This window comes from Henriciella algicola (genome assembly GCF_003576245.1).
Taxonomy (GTDB): Bacteria; Pseudomonadota; Alphaproteobacteria; order Caulobacterales; family Hyphomonadaceae; genus Henriciella; species Henriciella algicola.
Window position 1 is genome coordinate 233,544 of record NZ_QWGA01000008.1, and the last position, 16,980, is coordinate 250,523.

Annotated in this window: 17 protein-coding genes; 10 read left to right on the forward strand and 7 right to left on the reverse strand. The window is 60.0% G+C overall.

Annotation, left to right across the window (positions count from 1 at the left end; translation table 11 throughout):
* Window positions 1-179 precede the first annotated feature (179 nt).
* On the reverse strand, window positions 180-755 hold the full coding sequence (locus tag D1222_RS13985; RefSeq protein ID WP_119454878.1) for a type 1 glutamine amidotransferase domain-containing protein: 576 nt from the start codon (window positions 753-755) through the stop codon (window positions 180-182).
* A 128-nt stretch (window positions 756-883) separates the two neighbouring features.
* Window positions 884-1,333: a PH domain-containing protein gene (locus D1222_RS13990; protein ID WP_182481997.1), complete on the reverse strand. Its 450-nt coding sequence runs from the start codon at window positions 1,331-1,333 to the stop codon at window positions 884-886.
* A gap of 102 nt (window positions 1,334-1,435) precedes the next feature.
* Here D1222_RS13990 and D1222_RS13995 point away from each other — a divergent pair, with 102 nt between their 5' ends.
* From D1222_RS13995 to D1222_RS14005, 3 genes are all read left to right on the forward strand, one after another.
* On the forward strand, window positions 1,436-3,109 hold the full coding sequence (locus D1222_RS13995; protein ID WP_119454880.1) for a hypothetical protein: 1,674 nt from the start codon (window positions 1,436-1,438) through the stop codon (window positions 3,107-3,109).
* Between the two features lie 89 nt (window positions 3,110-3,198).
* Window positions 3,199-5,028, forward strand: a complete 1,830-nt coding sequence (gene typA / locus D1222_RS14000) for a translational GTPase TypA (RefSeq protein WP_119454881.1) — start codon at window positions 3,199-3,201, stop codon at window positions 5,026-5,028.
* Between the two features lie 149 nt (window positions 5,029-5,177).
* On the forward strand, window positions 5,178-6,026 hold the full coding sequence (locus tag D1222_RS14005; protein WP_147371885.1) for a DUF5694 domain-containing protein: 849 nt from the start codon (window positions 5,178-5,180) through the stop codon (window positions 6,024-6,026).
* Between the two features lie 95 nt (window positions 6,027-6,121).
* Here D1222_RS14005 and D1222_RS14010 read toward each other — a convergent pair whose 3' ends face one another.
* Complete coding sequence (locus D1222_RS14010; RefSeq protein ID WP_119454883.1) at window positions 6,122-6,445, reverse strand: hypothetical protein; 324 nt, start codon at window positions 6,443-6,445, stop codon at window positions 6,122-6,124.
* Window positions 6,446-6,676: 231 nt separating this feature from the next.
* On the opposite strand from D1222_RS14010, the gene D1222_RS14015 reads away from it, so the two are divergent.
* Together D1222_RS14015 and D1222_RS14020 are read left to right on the forward strand one after the other, a co-directional pair.
* On the forward strand, window positions 6,677-7,198 hold the full coding sequence (locus tag D1222_RS14015; protein ID WP_119454884.1) for a methanogen output domain 1-containing protein: 522 nt from the start codon (window positions 6,677-6,679) through the stop codon (window positions 7,196-7,198).
* The gene (locus D1222_RS14020) at window positions 7,188-8,222 is read left to right on the forward strand and encodes a histidine kinase dimerization/phosphoacceptor domain -containing protein (protein ID WP_119454885.1); all 1,035 of its coding nucleotides are present in this window, start codon (window positions 7,188-7,190) and stop codon (window positions 8,220-8,222) included. The genes D1222_RS14015 and D1222_RS14020 overlap by 11 nt, the downstream gene beginning before the upstream one ends.
* On the opposite strand, the gene D1222_RS14025 is transcribed toward D1222_RS14020, so the two are convergent.
* A complete protein-coding gene (locus D1222_RS14025; RefSeq protein WP_119454886.1) occupies window positions 8,219-8,737 on the reverse strand; it encodes an SRPBCC family protein in 519 nt (172 codons plus the stop codon). The two genes, D1222_RS14020 and D1222_RS14025, sit on opposite strands and share 4 nt — an antisense overlap.
* A 157-nt stretch (window positions 8,738-8,894) precedes the next feature.
* Here D1222_RS14025 and D1222_RS14030 point away from each other — a divergent pair, with 157 nt between their 5' ends.
* A complete protein-coding gene (locus tag D1222_RS14030; protein WP_182481998.1) occupies window positions 8,895-9,341 on the forward strand; it encodes a GNAT family N-acetyltransferase in 447 nt (148 codons plus the stop codon).
* A 25-nt stretch (window positions 9,342-9,366) separates the two neighbouring features.
* On the opposite strand, the gene D1222_RS14035 is transcribed toward D1222_RS14030, so the two are convergent.
* A complete protein-coding gene (locus tag D1222_RS14035; protein WP_182481999.1) occupies window positions 9,367-10,194 on the reverse strand; it encodes a DUF2306 domain-containing protein in 828 nt (275 codons plus the stop codon).
* 136 nt (window positions 10,195-10,330) lie between these two features.
* Here D1222_RS14035 and D1222_RS14040 point away from each other — a divergent pair, with 136 nt between their 5' ends.
* On the forward strand, window positions 10,331-11,383 hold the full coding sequence (locus D1222_RS14040; RefSeq protein WP_233348780.1) for an AraC family transcriptional regulator: 1,053 nt from the start codon (window positions 10,331-10,333) through the stop codon (window positions 11,381-11,383).
* Between the two features lie 81 nt (window positions 11,384-11,464).
* Here the strand turns inward: D1222_RS14040 and D1222_RS14045 are convergent, their stop codons facing one another.
* The gene (locus D1222_RS14045) at window positions 11,465-12,478 is read right to left on the reverse strand and encodes an adenosine deaminase (RefSeq protein ID WP_119454890.1); all 1,014 of its coding nucleotides are present in this window, start codon (window positions 12,476-12,478) and stop codon (window positions 11,465-11,467) included.
* Window positions 12,479-12,486: 8 nt separating this feature from the next.
* The gene (locus tag D1222_RS14050) at window positions 12,487-14,568 is read right to left on the reverse strand and encodes an alpha/beta hydrolase family protein (RefSeq protein WP_119454891.1); all 2,082 of its coding nucleotides are present in this window, start codon (window positions 14,566-14,568) and stop codon (window positions 12,487-12,489) included.
* Between the two features lie 156 nt (window positions 14,569-14,724).
* Here D1222_RS14050 and D1222_RS14055 point away from each other — a divergent pair, with 156 nt between their 5' ends.
* The 3 genes from D1222_RS14055 to D1222_RS14065 are packed head-to-tail and all read left to right on the forward strand — an operon-like array spanning window position 14,725 to window position 16,857.
* Window positions 14,725-15,426 (forward strand): hypothetical protein, encoded by a 702-nt coding sequence (locus D1222_RS14055; protein WP_119454892.1) that lies wholly within the window; start codon window positions 14,725-14,727, stop codon window positions 15,424-15,426.
* Between the two features lie 2 nt (window positions 15,427-15,428).
* Window positions 15,429-16,055, forward strand: a complete 627-nt coding sequence (locus D1222_RS14060; RefSeq protein WP_119454893.1) for a class I SAM-dependent methyltransferase — start codon at window positions 15,429-15,431, stop codon at window positions 16,053-16,055.
* A complete protein-coding gene (locus D1222_RS14065; RefSeq protein WP_182482000.1) occupies window positions 16,045-16,857 on the forward strand; it encodes a heme-dependent oxidative N-demethylase family protein in 813 nt (270 codons plus the stop codon). Before D1222_RS14060 ends, D1222_RS14065 begins: the two co-directional genes overlap by 11 nt.
* Window positions 16,858-16,980: the final 123 nt, after the last annotated feature.

Below are 16,980 nucleotides of genomic sequence, written 5' to 3' on the forward strand. Positions count from 1 at the left end.
AGGCTCGTTTGTTCGCAGGGACTGTCCTGCTTCATTCTGGCGGCGGCGTTGGGTTGAGACTGAGAGGACGTGATGGACACCCACTGCGGCTGAGACCTGGTCGGCAACAATCGCACAAAAAAAGAAGCGCCCCCTGAAATAGGGGACGCTTCCATACGGTCATTGAGCGAGGGGATGAGTTACGCTGCGACCGATTTCTTCTGAGCTTCGTGCTTACCTTCGCAAAGCTCTTCGACAATCTTGTCGTTGAACGCGGGAAGGTCGTCCGGGTTGCGTGACGTCACGAGACCTTTGTCGACCACGACCTTTTCATCGCGAACGACGGCGCCTGCATTCTTCAGATCCTGCTGAATGGCGGTAAAGCCGGTCATCTCGCGGCCGTTCACCAGGCCTGCCGAAATAAGAACTTGTGGGCCGTGGCAGATCGAGAAGACCGGCTTGGCTTGTTCAAAGAATTTCGACGTGAAATCGAGCGCCTTCTGGCTCTGGCGCAGCGTGTCCGGATTGAACAGGCCGCCCGGGATGAGAAGAGCGTCAAAATCGTCGGCCTTCACATCGTCCAGCGTCTTGTCGACACTGACCATAATTCCTTTGTCGCGGTGCTGATTGGCCTGGATCTCGCCGCTCTCGAGCGAGACGACCACAGTCTTGGCGCCTGCATTCTCAAGCGCTTCTTTTGGGGAGGTCAGCTCCACTTCCTCAAAGCCGTCTGCGGCGAGGATGGCGACCGTTTTACCTTCTGCTCTCTTGGACATATTCTATCTCCTCAAATTTAAAATCATTGCTAGGGCAGCCTTTCTGACTGCGTGCCCAATCAACGAAGCGACTTCTCAAGCGTTCCGGGCGAGGCCATGCTTTAATGCCGCAGGGGCAGGCCAGCCGATTATCTGTGACTGATGTCTTCGGCGAGCCGGTCAACGGCGGCCCGTTCGGCGGCGCTTCGGGCTTCATTGACGGCTTTCAGAAACTTCGCTGGTGCGGCCATGATAGGGAAGTCGACCTCGCCTTCGCCGCGCCCGTCAATGTCGAGATTGCCAAAGCCGAAAATGCGGCCGATGACGCCTTGCCTTAGGCTCGCGCCCTCAATGGCCTCGAGGGACATCTGGTCGACATTGGCGGCAATAAAGCCGGTCTTCCTGATGAGGCGTCTGTCAGTGACGGCAAACTCGGTCGTGATGAGGCGGATCATCTCATAGATGAAATAGATGAGGCCAACGATCAGCCAGCCGAAGATGATCAACGCGGCCCAGGCGCGTGCATACCAGAGCCAGTGAAAGCGCCCGACGCGGACTATGGTCTCGCCCTGATTCAGGTGCTTTTCTATATAGGTCATGAGGGCATCTTCTCTGGATTGTCTGGGTGTCTGGACCAACGACAGGCGGACGCGGGCGTTCCCCATCTTGGCAGGGGTGAGGGTTTCGGTCAGAATCCTGCGGTGAACATTTCCAGATATCTGCTCGCGTTTCTCGCTCTGACGCTCTTCGCCGGTCTCGCTGTCAGTCAGACCGGCGAAGACGTAGAGACCCCGCGCGCGGACGTAGTATTGGAGCGCCAGGGCGATGAGCTGGCGGCGGTATGGACCCTGTCAGAGCCTGTAGAGAGCGTGAGCTTTCAAGGGTGGGTGGAGGCCGATGAGCGTATCCGGCTCTGGGTGCCGCAGGGCGATGACTGGCAGTTCGACGGTGTGGTTCTGGCGCGGGTGGGTGGCTCTGCCTTTGACAGTTTCGAGCTGCGGATGAAACCGTCTGACCAATTCTATGATCGCAGATATGTCCCGGTGCTCCGGATTGGTGAGGCGGGCTGGACAGTTTTGAGCGAGGGGCTGTCGCTGAGCGGCTATGAGACCTTCATGGCCGCCAGCAGGATGGCGGATGGAGAGGTCTTCCTCGCCGCAAATGAGCGCCGCGCGAGCGGCGAAAGCGTCGCCGCGGCAACGGGCGGTTTCGTCTATATCGGCCCGGAAGATCATGTCACCGACGACCATGCCACCGTGATCGCGGGTCCGGATATTCCGGGCTGGCTGCGCGGGAAGTTCGTGGCGGATATCGACGCGATCAGCGAGACACTGACAGACCGGTTTACTGAGCCGCCACCCGCGCCGCCTGTGCTCATTATGACCTACCGCGAAGGTGACGGGGCGAGCTTCAAGGGGAGCTCCCTTGGCCGTTTCATCACGCTGCATGTGCGTGGTTTCGACCTTGATCCATCGGATGATGACTTCATGGGCCGGATGAAGAGCCTCGCCCTTCATGAGACGGTGCATGTGTGGGTCGGGCAGCTCTATAGCTCCAGCGAGAATGCAGAGCAGTCCTGGGTGCATGAGGGGGCGGCCGAGTACATCTCCATGCGCGCCGGGATGGATGAGGCGCATTTGCGTGCCGACATCGAAGAGAAGATCAATCAGTGTCAGCGCGCGCTGGTGCGCCGGCCCCTGACCACGACACGCTATGGCAGCCGGGGGCGCGCGCCTTATGACTGCGGCGCACTGGTCCAGCTTATCGCCGAGGCAGCCTCGCTTCAGCATGGCGGCGGCGATATTCTGACCATCTGGAAAGACGTGTTCGCTCGCGCCGGAGAGGACCGCACCTTCGATTCAGCCACCTTCAAGGCGGCGGCGAGTGAGGCTGGCGGAGAGGCCTTTGCGCGCCGGATGGACATGTTTGCTCAAGGTATGAACGCTGAAGAGTGGAGCGCTTTCCTGATTGGTCTTTCGGAGATCGGGGTTGAGGTGGAGCTGTTGGCGCCCACCGCCCCTCATCCCGATGATTTCCAGCTGGCAGGTACCGCGCTCGGTGCGCTGCAGCGGGATGTCTGCCAGAACCAGGTCAGCCTCTATCAGCGTGAAGACCATTACTGGACCGATATCAGCGAGCATTGCGGCGGCCAGCTGCCCGGCAACCCGCAGCTGAGGCAGCTGAACGGGATCGATCTCGTCGACGCGCCGGGGGCGGCCTATGCCGAGATGCGGCGCGCATGTAGTGCCGGTGAAGCCATTGTTCTCGGCCAGCTGAATGGCGAGGAGCTGGCGCCAATATCCTGCGGGGAATGGATGACCAACCTTCCAGCACTGGCGGTCGTTCGCGCGCTTCCTGAGCTACCTCCGCTCTGAGACCGCGCCGCCTGTGGGCAGGCACTCGCTTTTATGGGCCAAGGCGTGTAAAGCGCGCCCCATACAAGACTTGAAAGCCTTATCCTCCCATGACCGAGCCTACTTCGCTTCGCAATATCGCGATCATCGCCCACGTTGACCACGGCAAGACCACGCTGGTCGACTGCCTTCTCAAACAGTCCGGCACCTTCCGCGAGAATGAAGAGACTGCCGACCGGATGATGGACTCCAACGATCTGGAGCGCGAGCGCGGCATCACGATCCTCGCCAAGACAACATCGGTCGTCTGGGGCGATACGCGCGTTAACATCGTCGACACGCCGGGCCACGCCGACTTTGGCGGTGAGGTGGAGCGTATCCTGAACATGGTGGATGGCGCGATCGTGCTGGTCGACGCGGCTGAAGGCCCGATGCCGCAGACCAAGTTCGTTGTGTCGAAGGCGCTGAAAGTGGGCCTCAAGCCGATCGTCTGCGTCAACAAGATCGACAAGCCGGACAGCCGTCCTGACTATGTCATCAACGAAGTGTTCGACCTCTTCGCTGACCTCGGCGCCGATGACGAACAGCTCGACTTCCCGATCCTCTACGGCTCAGCGAAGAATGGCTGGATGAGCATGGATCACGAGAAGCCGGAAACCGATATGGCGGCTCTGTTCGAGCTGGTCATCAAGCATGTACCAGAGCCGCGCACCGAGGAAGGTCCGTTCCGGATGCTCGCGACGACCATCTCGTCCGACAACTTCCTTGGCCGCATCCTGACCGGTCGCATCACCTCCGGCACCATCAAGCCGAACCAGACGGTGAAAGTTCTCTCGCGCGATGGCGAGCTGGTTGAGCAGGGCCGCGTCTCCAAGGTGCTGGCTTTCCGCGGTCTTGGCCGTGAGCCGATCGAGGAAGGTGTCGCTGGCGACATCGTCTCACTGTCGGGCCTCACCAAAGCGAACGTGGCCGATACTTTCGTCGATCCTTCGGTCAGTGAGCCTATCCAGGCCCAGCCAATCGACCCGCCAACGCTCTCCATGACCTTCCGCGTCAATGACAGCCCGCTGGCCGGTACCGAAGGCAAGAAGGTGACCTCGCGCCTGATCTGGGACCGTCTGGTCAAGGAAGCGGAAGGCAACGTCGCGCTTCAGGTGGAACGCTCGACCGAAGCCGAAGCCTTTACCGTGTCCGGCCGGGGCGAACTTCAGCTGGCCGTTCTTATCGAGACCATGCGCCGCGAAGGCTTCGAGCTTGGCGTGATGCGCCCAAAGGTCGTTATGAAGGAAGACCCGGATACGGGCGAAAAGCTCGAGCCGATAGAGGAAGTGGTCATCGACGTCGATGATGAGCACACCGGCGTGATCGTGCAGAAGCTGCAGGAGCGCAAAGCCGACATGATGGAGATGAAGCCATCGGGCGCAGGGCGCACGCGGCTCGTCTTCCACGCGCCGACGCGCGGCCTGATCGGTTATCAGGGTGAGCTTCTGTCCGATACGCGCGGCACGGCTATCATGAACCGCGTCTTCCTTGAATACGCACCCTACAAGGGCGCGATCAAAGGCCGTCACACCGGTGTTCTCGTGTCGATGGAGCAGGGCGAGGCTGTGGCCTTCGCACTCTTCAACCTCGAAGACCGCGGTCCGATGATGATCCACCCTGGTGACAAGGTCTATCAGGGCATGATTATCGGCGAGCACACGCGCGACAATGACCTTGAGGTCAATGTCATGAAGGGCAAGAAGCTGACCAACGTCCGCGCGTCGGGTACCGACGAGGCCGTGCGCCTGACCCCGCCGCTGCAAATGACGCTCGAGCGTTCGCTGGCCTATATCGCCGAAGATGAGCTGGTTGAAGTCACGCCGCAGTCCATCCGCCTGCGCAAGATCCACCTCGACCCGCATGAGCGCAAGAAAGCGGCGAAGGCGGCCAGCGCGTAAGCACGCCGGATTCTAGGAAATTCTGTTATGGTGGTCTCTTTTACAGGAGACCATCATGACCGGACCATTCGCTAGTAAAAAATCTGAGCTTGCCTATCGTGGCGGGCTGGGGGCACGCGGCCTTCGATCGCCATTCGGAGGTCGCGCTGATGTGGCGTGAACTGGCATGCGTTCTAGCGCTCGCGGCGATGACCGGCGGGCCCGTGTCCGCGCAAGACGCCGTCAAAGGCGAGTCCGAACCAGTTCAGGTCATGGTACTCGGCGTCTATCACTTCGATAATCCGGGTCTGGATGTGAATAACATCGAGACCGACAACATTCTCTCTCCCAATCGTCAGGAAGAGCTGCAGGTTCTTGGCGAAGCATTGGCGAGCTTCGAGCCGACGGCCATCGCGCTAGAGATCGTTTCGCAGCCGCCTTATCTGGACGCGGGGTTCCAGAGTTTCGAAGCTGATGACCTGCTGAACGAAGCGAGCGAGGATGTTCAGATCGGCTACCGCGTTGCCCGGATTGCCGGTGTGGACCGTGTCTATGCGATCAATGAGCAGCCATCTGGCGACGAGCCGGACTATTTCCCGTTTGATCGGGTTTCGGCATTCGCCGAGCGCGCAGGCAGGCAGCAGGAATTCACGGCACTGGCTGACATGTCCGATATGGTTTCGCAGTTCGAGGCCCTTCAGGCCACATCGACGATACCGGAACTTCTGAAGCTCCATAATTCCGACTGGGTGCCGGACCATTTCTATTGGGAGATCATCGGCTATGGCGAAGGCGAGGAGCAGCCGGGCGCAGAGCTTGCCGCCTACTGGTTCATGCGCAACGCAAAGATATTCAACAAGCTTCAACAGGTGACTGAGCCAGGTGACCGTGTCCTTGTGGTTTACGGCTCGGGGCACAAGGCCTGGCTCGATGAGCTGGTAGAAAAGACGCCAGGATACCAGAGTGTGGATCCGCTACCGTATCTTGATCTGGCAAGCACGACCCTGGAAGGGCGTTAGGGCGCCGACAATAAAAAGGGCAGCCCATCGGCTGCCCTTTTCAGACTGTATTTCACATGGCGCGCGCATTCAGGATGCGCGAGCCGAAGCATGCCTTAGTCTTCTTCGAAGTCTGGATCTTCGCTGTCAGCGACGCCGTCGCCGTCATCGTCGGTGTCGACTTCGTCTGCGATGCCGTCACCGTCGGTATCGGTCATGGCTTCATCGACAGCAGCTTCGGTGTCTTCTGCGAGCTCTTCAGCTTCAGCAGCGACTTCGTCTGCAGCTTCTTCGAGGTCTTCGCCAACAGTGTCTTCCTCGACCACGACTTCTTCTTCAGCCGGTGGGGTTTCGATTTCGACTTCTGTGGTGTCACCCTCGCAACCGGCGAGGACAGCGGCGAACGCGCCAGCGGCAGCAACATAGAAAAGTTTTTTCATTTCCGGACCCTTTCATCAACGGAACTTGAGCGATGTGACGAAAAAGTGATTTGCGCAAGGAGGTTAGGCCGAAAAATTTTCATTTTGCGTTCGTGCGCCCCTTTGATGGGCAGGCTCAGATGCCGAATGAAAACAGAGGCGCCACGGCTGAAATCGTAAAACTTGTTGCAGTCGGCATCGAACCAAAAGTGTTTAACCTAAGTTATGTCAGGAACAGATAGGGGTGGTGCCATGGCGATTTCTGTAAGTCCTGTTGAAACTGCTGATGTCGGGCTGAACCGTGACCTGTTTCTGAGGTCCCTTCTGCGCGAACTGGCAGGCACGCTGGAATCTGTCGTCGGGCTAGAGGATGCTTCCGGTTACATCTCGGTCGTTGGCGGGGCCATCGGCAATCAGATTAACCAGGCTTACAAGAAAGAGATTGCGGTCCAGAAGCTCAGCCGCGAAGAAATCGGCCAGGTACTGGTCGATCTCAAACGTCGTATTGAAGGCGACTTTTACATCATCGAAGCCGATGAGACGAAAATTGTGCTGGGCAACAAGGCGTGTCCTTTTGGCAAATTTGTCGAAGGTCGTCCCTCGCTCTGCATGATGACGTCTAATGTGTTCGGGACGATCACGGCGGATAATCTTGGATATGCCAATGTGGTAATCGAGGAAGCCATCGCGCGCGGTGACAAGGGATGCCGCGTGGTGGTCAATCTGGTTCAGCCGGACGAGGCGCCCGAAGGGCGGGAATATTTTGGCGGCTGATCCCTCGCCTTTCGCGCAATGGACAGACATTTTCGACGTTTCGCGCGAAGCGCTGATGCTTGTTGGGGATGACGGAAGCGTCCATGCGAGCAATCATGCCATGCGCCGTCTCATTGAACAGGCCAGACCGGGGCAGCAACTCGACGCCTTGCTCGTTGGCGATGAGCGCGCGCGAAGCGCCTTGACCGCCGACCTGAGAAAAAGCGCAGATCCGCGCCCTTTCAGCCTCATCTTCAAGGATGGAAGTCCGTCGGGCCTCCGGCTGCGCGGCGTCGGGAAACGTCTGCGCCGGGGCGGAGCCAGCGTCTATTTCATGCTCCGTTTTGACGTTGACGATACTGATCGGTTCGCAGCGCTGAGCCTGCAGGTCGCCGATCTGGACCGCGAGGTGCGTGCCCGCCGCGAAGCCCAGCAGTCGGCCGAAGCTGCGCTGGAAATCAATCGGCTGTTGACCAAAGAGCTTCACCACCGGGTGAACAACAATCTGCAATTGCAGATTTCCCTGCTTCGCCGCGCGTCTCGCCTGACTCAAAATCCGGAAGTGAAACTGTTTGTGGGACACGCGATCGGCCGCCTTCGCGCCATGTCGGCCGGTCTCGACCTTACCTATCAGAGCGGGGAAACAGGGGTCGAAGTCGCCGATCTGATTCAAAAGCTGGCCGGACAGGCGGCGGAGACTCTCTCTCCTGACCTCGAGATCGAGCTTTCGCTCAGTGTTGGCTTCGCAGTTTCAGTGCCACAGGTCACGCCCCTTGCGCTCATCATCCACGAAACGATGACGCGGCTTTACGCCAACAAGGACGGGTCTGACCAACGCCGGATATTACTCCAGGCGGGGGAAGACGAAGAAGGCCCGTGGCTCGACCTTGTGGACGACGGAAATTGGGCTGATGTCGCGATTTATGGGGAGTCTGCTGAAGCTGACAGGCTGGTCGACACGCTCGCCAGACAGGCTGGCGTGACAGTAATACGCAGCGATGAAGGTGGCCGCCGGTTGCGCTTGCGGTTCGTGACCCTAGCCTAACCAGTTAGCGAGGGGTCGGCGAGCCGTGTGATCGCTTGTTGCTTGACCATGTCTACGGCAGGCGCGATCTGGGCGAGGCCGCTCTGGCTTGAGCCATTCGCCACTTCGTCGAAAACGATCTTCGTGCCGCCTGTCTCGGGATCCTCTTCCAAGGTGATAGTCCAGGTGACCTGTACGCCCATGCCCTGCAGCGGGCCGAAGGGGGCGTCCAGCCGCAGCATCTTGTTCTCAAGGATTGAGAGGACACGGCCGTGCTCAACGGCGTTGCCTTCCCAGCTTTCCATCCATGGCCCGCCCGCATTCGGGTTTAGCCAGAGATGTTCGGTCTTGCCGGAATAGGTGTGATCTGCGTGCCACCAAGTGTCGGGCTGGATGAGGCGCTCCCATGTCTCTTCGACACTCAGCTCCGACACCGCTTCATGGCGCAGCGTGTAATGGTCAGCGGTCGCAGTGACGACTTCAGCGCTCGCGGGCAGGCCCACAAGTGCGGCGGCTATCAGACAGGCTGATCTCATGAACTCCCTCCATCATGTGGCGCTGACTATTTGCGGTGATGGGCCATTTGGCAAGTTGTGGCCCGTTTGCATCGGCTGGCCCGGAAAGCGGCCCGCCACGTTACCGAAACGTCATAAAATACTTTGCAGCGAAGCCCGCCTCTTTAAAAGTGTGGGCATGGCGCTTTTGCTTCATCAAGGTGCAGGCTGGAAGATCAGGCCTTACGCACGAGCTGACAATGTCAGCGTGGAAACGCTTTTTCTCGACTGTCTTGATGCATTTCCCTGGCGCAGTGGCCCCGTCGATGAGCTCATCCGCCTTCGCCAGACGCTCCGCCTTTCACGCTGTATCGTTGCCGAAGAACCGCACGCCGGCGTCATCGGCTTCCTGACTCTGGAGCGGAAAAGCTCTTACGTGCCGCATCTGTTCGTCGCAGAGGACTGGCGTCTTTGCGGGGTCGGGTCAGGCCTGCTGGAAGTCGCGCGAGATCTGGCGCGTGCGCCGCTTTCGCTCGACGTCGATGACCAGAATGCGCTGGCTATGAAAGCCTACCTCGCAATGGGCTGGACCGAGAAGGTCGACACATCGACCCGGCCAGGTCAGCGACGGCTCACAGGGCCTTAGGGCGTTTTTATCAATATTCGCCGCCCTAGTGTAAGGCGGGCAGCCAGAAGATCTGAGCGGCCATGAAGATACCGAGTGCTGTGGCCGCGCTGACGGCAACCATTCCACCTGCCATGGCGTAGCGCGCGGGGGCTGAGCCTCTGTCGCGGACGAGGAGGTAGAGCTCTAGGACAAGCAGGGGAATGACCGCGTGTCCGATGCCAAGGAACCGGTCAAACGGTCCGGTCAGGTCCATGGCGCTGCCGGGCATTGTCCCGCCCGTGATACCGGCCCAGAATCCGAAGCCGAGCCGGAAGAACCAGACGCCGCTCGCCGCAATGAAGAGTCGCATCGCCCAGCGATAGTGATCTGCAAACCGGCGCTTGAGCGCAAATCTCAGCGTCATCGCGGAAAATACGAGAATGCAGATTGCATTGATCGTGTTTCCGGTCGCAACAAAGGCGCCGCCGACAACGCCGCGATGATAGACGAGAACAAGTGCGCCGACGCTCATCACGACGGCCACGAGGAGGAAGAGGCGGCCATTCCAACGGTGGAAGGTGCGGAAGTTGTTGCGGATCTGTGGGACAAGCTGAAACGGGGCGCCGAACGTGATAATAAAGGCCAGCAGCACATGGCTCAGGAACAGGCTGTTGCCCAGCAGGTCCCCATCGATGAAGCCGTGAAATACGCGGCCATCCATCCGCTCGAAATCACCTTGGGCGGTCGATACACCGTAGAAGCCCAGGATATAGGCGGCGAAGGCGGCCTGTCCGATCACGGCGATGACGAACCAGAGTGCGCCTGAGAGTTTCAGGACGCGCAAGGCATCAAGTTGCGGGAGGATTGCGGGGCGGGAAGTGAGCGCTGTCATTTTCTTGGTCTTTTCAGTGCGATTTGGCTGCATTTTATCGGCGCAGCGCGGCTGACCCCATGACGGCGGGTTCCAATTTCATGACCTGTGGTAACAATAGGGCGGACGCGAATGGGCGACGCCCGAGGGGAGGATAATGGCTGGAGCCTCAGTATCAGCTGGTTATACGAAAGCTCTGCTCGACCTTGCCGTCAGCCTCGGCGCCGACCGCGCTGAACTGCTGTCAGCCGCCGGTTTGAGCGCAGACGATCTCAAGCAAAGTGAGGCGCGTATCCCGTTCGAGCGGTTCAAACGTCTTATGCGCGAAGGCAAGCGATTGTCCGAAGACCCCGCGCTCGCGCTGCGCTTTGGCACCGATATCAGGTTCAACGTGCTGTCCATTGTGGGCCTGATCTGTTTTGCGGCGCCGACCATGGACGAGGCCTTCCGGCAGATGAACCGGTATGGCCGATTGGTTATCGAAGTAGAAGGCGTGGGACGCGAGGATCGCTTTGTTATCGAGGAACATGGCGGGCGCACTTACATTGTCGACAAGCGGGCCAATCCCAACAGTTTTCCTGAACTGACTGAATCGACGCTCGGCCGGTTCATCTGCGGATTTACACGCGTCTTTCCCAAGGTGCCGCTCTACCTGTCTGCCGAGGTTACGCATGCGCGTCCTGACTATGGCGATCTCTATGAGGAGCTGCTGGGTGTGCCGGTAAAGTTCGGCCAGGAGCGGAACACGATGGAAATCGACCCTGCTTATTTCACGATGACGATATCGGACTCGCCCGGCTATGTCTTTGGCATGCTGAACGCGCATGCCGACGAGCTCCTGAAGCAGCTTGAAGCTTCAGACACAGTCGCGTCCGAGGTCGAGCGACGCGTGATGGCAGATCTGCATACGGGCAATGTCAGCATGAAGACGATTGCCTCGCAGATGGGGATGAGCCGTCAGACGCTGTACCGGCAGCTGAAGCAGGAAGGCACGAGCTTTGACGAGTTGCTGGACCGCTTACGCCATCGCCTCGCGATTGATTATCTTGAAGGCGAAAAAGTCTCGGTCAACGAAACCGCCTATCTGGTTGGTTTTTCAGACCCAAGCGCGTTTTCCCGGGCCTTCAAGAGATGGACGGGACATCGTCCAAGCGCGGGCGCTGGCCATTTGCTTCGACAGAATGACCAGCGGGTCGGCCATGGCGATTAGCGCGTAGGCAAGCTTGCTTTCGAACGGAAGTTTTGCGTGCTTCAGCGGCGCGCCTTCAACGATGTCGAACCTATCTCGCTATCAGTGAGATGCCGCTACGCGATCAATCGCTTCAAGATGCGGTGCTTGCTCATCGGCGGAGAGGAATGACCCGGTAAAGCTGTTCTTCGCCAGCGTGATGATGTCATCGCGGGTCAGGCCGACGGCCTTGGCCGTCTCGCGGAAGTTCTGGCTCACATAGCCGCCGAAATAGGCCGGATCGTCAGAGTTCACCGTCGCCCTAAGGCCAAGCTCCAGCATCTTTTTCATGGGGTGCTGGGTGAGGTCATCGACGACACAAAGCGAGAGGTTCGAAAGCGGGCACACTGTCAGCGTCATACCGCTCTCGGCCAGCCGGGCGACAAGCTTTTCATCTTCCAACGAGCGATTGCCGTGATCGATGCGGTCGACCTTCAGCTCGTCCAGCGCCTCATAGACATAGGCGGGCGGGCCTTCCTCGCCTGCATGGGCGACGAGCTTCAGCCCCTCCTTGCGGGCCTCTTCATAGATGCGCGCAAACTTGGAAGGCGGGTGGCCGTTCTCTGAGCTGTCGAGGCCGATGCCATGGATCCTTGAGAGCCAGGGCTTTGCCTGATCCCAGGTCTTGAAGGCTTCCTCTTCGGAGAGGTGGCGCAGGAAGCACATGATGAGGCGATAGGTGATGCCATACTTTGCCTTCGCAGCATCGAGCGCCTTCAGGATACCGCTGATCGGCACGTCGAACGGGACGCCGCGTTCGGTGTGGCCCTGCGGGTCGAAGAAAACCTCGACATGGCGGACATTATCGGCGGCGACGCGCTGCAGATAGGCATCGGTCAGGTCGTGGAAGTCGGCCTCTGTCTGCAAGACCGACATGCCCTGATAGTAGATGTCGAGGAAGTCCTGCAGGTTGGAGAACTCATACGCTGCGCGGACTTCCTCGAGCGTCTTGAAGGGGATGTCGACCTTGTTGCGGGCGGCAAATTCGAGGAGCTGCTCAGGCTCGAGGCTGCCTTCGAGGTGAAGGTGCAGCTCGGCCTTGGGCAGAGCGTCGATCAGGGCATCAAGGTCTGACATTCTGGGTCCTACTCCTCGCCTTCTCCGTCCTGCTTTGCAGGGTCATATTTCGCGAACCAGCCCATGATGTTGTCCGTCTTGGCGATGAGGCGGCTTGGGCGACCGGCGATATAGTGCGGGGAGCCCGGAATGCGGATCAGGGCCGTGTCGACGCCCTGAAGTTTCAAAGCGGTGTAGAACTGCTCAGCTTCCCAGGTTGGCGTGCGCCAGTCTTCTTCGCCCACCATGACAAGCGTCGGTGTCGTCACATTGCCGACGAGCGAGATTGGCGAGAGGTCGAAATAGGCTTGCGGGTTTTCCCACGGATCCTCGCGGATCCAGTGGCGCCAGACGAAGGGTGCAATGTCGCCGGCAAGTGCCATGGTGAACCAGTTGATGACCGGCTTGATCGTGGCGGCTGCCGCAAAGCGGTCTGTCTTGCCGACGGCCCATGCGGTGAGCACGCCGCCGCCAGACCCGCCAGTGATGAAGAGGCGTTCCGGGTCGACATAGTTGCGGGCCACCATCTCATCGACGACGGTCATCAGGTCGTCATGGTCGGTGGACGGATAGGCCTTGTCGATCAGCTGGGCGAACTCCTCACCATAGCCGGTCGAACCGCGCGGGTTCGCCCAGACGGTCACATAGCCTTCGGCGGCATAGCGCTGGATCTCGCTCGCGAAGAACGGGCCGTACATGGAGAACGGGCCGCCATGGATCTCGAGGATCATCGGGAAACTGCCATCGGCGGTGAAGTCTGGCGGCAGGGCCACCCAGGCTTCGATTTCCCGGCCATCGGCGCTGGAAGAAACTTTGACTTCCTCAACGCGGGCCATGTCGAGATAGGGCAGGACATCAGCATTGAGCGAGGTCAGCGTACGTGCATTCACGCCGCGCCCGGCGATCGCCACCTCTGCTGGGGCGTCAGCGGTGCCAGCAGTATAGGCGATGACCGGGTTGCGCGTCTTTGAAACAGAGAAGTCTGCGCCCGCATAAGGCCGGCCGATGGATGTGCCACCAAGGCCTGAGACGGCGACAGAGGTGTCCCCGCCCGTCGTGATCTGGAAGAGGTCCATATTGCCGGCATTCTCAATGGCGCTGTAGAGCGAACGGCCATCGGGCGCCCATTGCAGGGCGCCGATCTCACGGTCGAAGTCGGCGGCGATTTCGCGGACGTTCGAGCCGTCGGCATCCATCAGATAGAGGTTGGCCTGCTCATAGGCTTTGAGATTGTCGTCATGGCCGCGGAACGCGATGGTGCGCCCGTCGGGAGAGACGACCGGGCCGAAGTCAGGTCCATCGCGGCTGGTCAGCGCGCGCATGGAAAGATCGGAGAGCTCTACGGCGTAAATCTCGCTCTCGATCGGGTCGAGGTCGGCGTCTTCGGCCGTGTTGCCGGTGACAAGCAGCGTATCATTGTCGAGCCAGACAGGCCCGCCAAGGTCAGCGTCGCCCTTTGTGACCTGACGCGGTGAACCGCCGTCGGCAGAGAGCACGAATGTGTGCGTAGTGCCTTCCTCAAGATAACCCTGGCCGTCAAAGCGGAAGGTCAGGTCATCAAAGACGCGGACGGGCTCGCTCCACTGGGCGCCTGCGCGCTGACTTGGCGGCGTCGCAAAGCTCGGCTTCTCGCCTTTTACGAACATCGAGAAGGCGATCTTCGAGCCGTCAGGCGACCACTTCGCACCGCCAGCGCCATATTCGAGCTGGGCGAGGGAGAAGCTTTGGCCGGTGTCGAGATAGTGGAGGCGAAGCTCCGGCTTACCGTCGGCCGAGGCAGTTGAGTAGAGAAGCTTCGAACCATCGGGCGACCATGATGGGCCACCCGCTGATGCGCCGCCCGTAACAAGGGGGCGCTGCTCGCCAGAGGCGACGTCGATGATCCAGAGATCGCCGCGGTCGCGGTCGGTCAGCTGGTCCATGGAATGGCGGACATAGACGATCTTGGAGCCATCAGGCGAAATCTGAGGTGAGGTCGCGTATTCAATGTCGAAGACGCGTTCAGCGGTGAAACGGCGGCTTTCCTCATCGCTGCCTGCGTCCTGCGCGCCTGCGCCCATCGCGCACAACCCGGTCAGGCAGACGCCCGCAAGAAATGCCCACTTTTTCATCTGAAATCCTCCCGCAGCTTTTGACTTTCGCTGAATGTCTAGCATGCACGTTCCGCAATGACAGGGTTAAGCAGGCGTTATTTTGGTGACATGCTGCCCTGATAAGCTAGGGTCTTGCTGGAAATACCGCCTTTGGGGGGCGATGGAGATGAGAAAATGGATCTGATCTGGTGGATATTGCCCGCGCTGTCGGGTGTTGTTGGCCTCATGCTGACCTTTGCTGGGCTTGGGCGCCTGTTCAAGCTGCGGGTCATGACGGGCGCGCTTCGCTTCCTTTTTGGTATCGGCTTTCTGGGGATCGCGGGCATCGGCACCTTCCTCGGCCTGAACCTGCAGACCTATGAGCGCCTGACCTATGAGCGGCCGGTCGCGCGAGTGACCTTCGCAGCGGTCAGCGGTGAAGAGAATGCCTATCGCGTAAATGTCGATCTTGCAGGCGGCGGCGAGGTTACCTGTTTCGACCCGGGCGCCGAGGGTGAGCCTTGTGTTCTTAGCGGAGATGAGTTCTCGCTCGGGGCGCGCGTCATCACCTTTGAGCCAATGGCAAACATGCTGGGCTATGACAGCGTCTACCGGCTTGAATACATGGAAGGCCGTATGAACCGCCGGTACAATACAAGCTCTGTCAGTGAGGCGACCAGCAATGGTCTCGCCCTGTCAGAGAACCCCGGCCTCGACGTGTTCGCCCTTGCCCGTGAGCAGGGCGAGCGTGTCGGCGTGAAGGGCAGCCAGTTCGGCTCTGCTGTTTACGCCCCCATGGCAGATGGCCTCGCTTATGACATTGTCATCACACAGCAGGCGCTGCGACTTGAGCCAGCCAACGCCGCCGCGCGCCAGCAACTCGAAACAGGGGGCTGACTTTGGGGTTCTGGGACAAATTCGTTGTACCACCACTGATCTCGTGCGCCTGCGCGACCAAGCCGATCATGAAGCAGCGCGAAAAGGTCGTGCCGCTCGCCACCGGCAAGGTGCTGGAGCTTGGCTGTGGGTCAGGCACGAATTTCGGCTTCTATGATGCTTCAAAGCTGGAAAAGCTCTACGCCCTAGAGCCTTCGCCGGAAATGATGGCGCGCGCTCGCAAGGCGGCGAACGAGTATGGCTGGGCCAGCCGGATCGAATTTCTGGAAACCGGCGCCGAAAACGTGCCGCTGCCGGATGGTAGTATCGACACGGTCGTGATCACGTTCGTACTTTGCACCATTCCTGACTGGGCCGGGTCGCTGGCAGAGGTGCGCCGGGTCCTGAAGCCGGGCGGCAAGGTCCTCTTTTCCGAACACGGCCTCGCCCCCGATCAGGGCGTCGCCAAATGGCAGCGCCGGGTTGAGCGCTTCTGGAAACCGCTTGCAGGTGGATGCCACCTGACGCGCGATGCCAATGCGATGCTGGCTGATGCAGGCTTCGTCATGGAAGACGTGCACACCATGTACCTGCCGAGCACGCCAAAGATTGCAGGTTTCGTCAGCTGGGGGCAGGCACGTGCCGCTTAGGACGCCGCCTTATCTGCCTTTCCTGCATGGCCCGCCTGCAGTCGCCCCGGCGCTGAACCCCATTCCAGAGCGCAGCTGGCTCCTGCCGGATATGGAAATGGATGGCTGCGAGCTGGACCGGCTCATGCTGCTCGAGGAGCAGCCGGAAGAGACGCTGCTTGGTGAGTTGAACGGCCCTGCCGCGCGCGAACTGCTCGCCATGATTGGCGAGGCCGTGAATACCTCATCGCAAAGCTCGTTCGAGAACGCACTCGCACGGGCGGCGACGCTTGTGTCCGATGATCTCTGCCTGCTGGAGCCTGACGATGATGGCGTCTGGCGCCTTGTCGCGGCGGCGGTGACCGCGCCGACCTATTGGTCCTTGCCTGAAGTAATGGGCGGCACACTCCATGACCTGCACGGCCCAGTGCCGGGCGGTAGCCCGGAACTTGCCAGCCGGATCGACCGGATATTCACCAATCTCGCGCCGGGCAAGGTGCTCGAGCGGTTCAACTGGACCGTCCAGGCAGGCGCACAGCGCTTCACGCCCGAGCGCCCGCTGACGCTCGCGGCAGAGCCTGAAGACCTGTTCCTGCGCGTCGAACGCCAGACGGTAAGGAAGCTGCCGGAAACGGGCGCGATCTGTTTCACCATCCGGGTCTGTCTCGACCCGCTTCTGCCAATCCTCGTCGATGACGATCTTCGCGAAAGCTTCGAGGATGCCTGGATCGGCGCTGACCGGGACCTTCGCGCCTATAAGGGCTGGAACGAGCTGGAGCTTCTGGTGCGTGAAGCCTGCCTCCAGTCGGCGGCGACGGGCTAGTCGGCTTTTCTAAGCCCACATTCAACTCAGTCAGACGCGCTGGCACAAGATGTCTGCTTGTCCCTGTCGCAATGGCGGCGAACCGTCTTATGTCAGCTCACGAAACCATGGAGAGGAGACAGC

Bases quoted from the DNA above. Each gene is read 5' to 3' on its own strand.
- D1222_RS14045 (WP_119454890.1), bottom strand. From the start codon at position 12,478: ATGTCAGACCTTGATGCCCTGATCGACGCTCTGCCCAAGGCCGAGCTG.
- D1222_RS14010 (WP_119454883.1), bottom strand. From the start codon at position 6,445: ATGAAAAAACTTTTCTATGTTGCTGCCGCTGGCGCGTTCGCCGCTGTC.
- D1222_RS14025 (WP_119454886.1), bottom strand. From the start codon at position 8,737: ATGAGATCAGCCTGTCTGATAGCCGCCGCACTTGTGGGCCTGCCCGCG.
- D1222_RS14035 (WP_182481999.1), bottom strand. From the start codon at position 10,194: ATGACAGCGCTCACTTCCCGCCCCGCAATCCTCCCGCAACTTGATGCC.
- D1222_RS14055 (WP_119454892.1), top strand. From the start codon at position 14,725: ATGGATCTGATCTGGTGGATATTGCCCGCGCTGTCGGGTGTTGTTGGC.
- typA (WP_119454881.1), top strand. From the start codon at position 3,199: ATGACCGAGCCTACTTCGCTTCGCAATATCGCGATCATCGCCCACGTT.
- D1222_RS13990 (WP_182481997.1), bottom strand. From the start codon at position 1,333: ATGACCTATATAGAAAAGCACCTGAATCAGGGCGAGACCATAGTCCGC.
- D1222_RS14015 (WP_119454884.1), top strand. From the start codon at position 6,677: ATGGCGATTTCTGTAAGTCCTGTTGAAACTGCTGATGTCGGGCTGAAC.
- D1222_RS14040 (WP_233348780.1), top strand. From the start codon at position 10,331: ATGGCTGGAGCCTCAGTATCAGCTGGTTATACGAAAGCTCTGCTCGAC.
- D1222_RS13985 (WP_119454878.1), bottom strand. From the start codon at position 755: ATGTCCAAGAGAGCAGAAGGTAAAACGGTCGCCATCCTCGCCGCAGAC.
- D1222_RS14030 (WP_182481998.1), top strand. From the start codon at position 8,895: ATGGCGCTTTTGCTTCATCAAGGTGCAGGCTGGAAGATCAGGCCTTAC.
- D1222_RS14005 (WP_147371885.1), top strand. From the start codon at position 5,178: ATGTGGCGTGAACTGGCATGCGTTCTAGCGCTCGCGGCGATGACCGGC.
- D1222_RS14050 (WP_119454891.1), bottom strand. From the start codon at position 14,568: ATGAAAAAGTGGGCATTTCTTGCGGGCGTCTGCCTGACCGGGTTGTGC.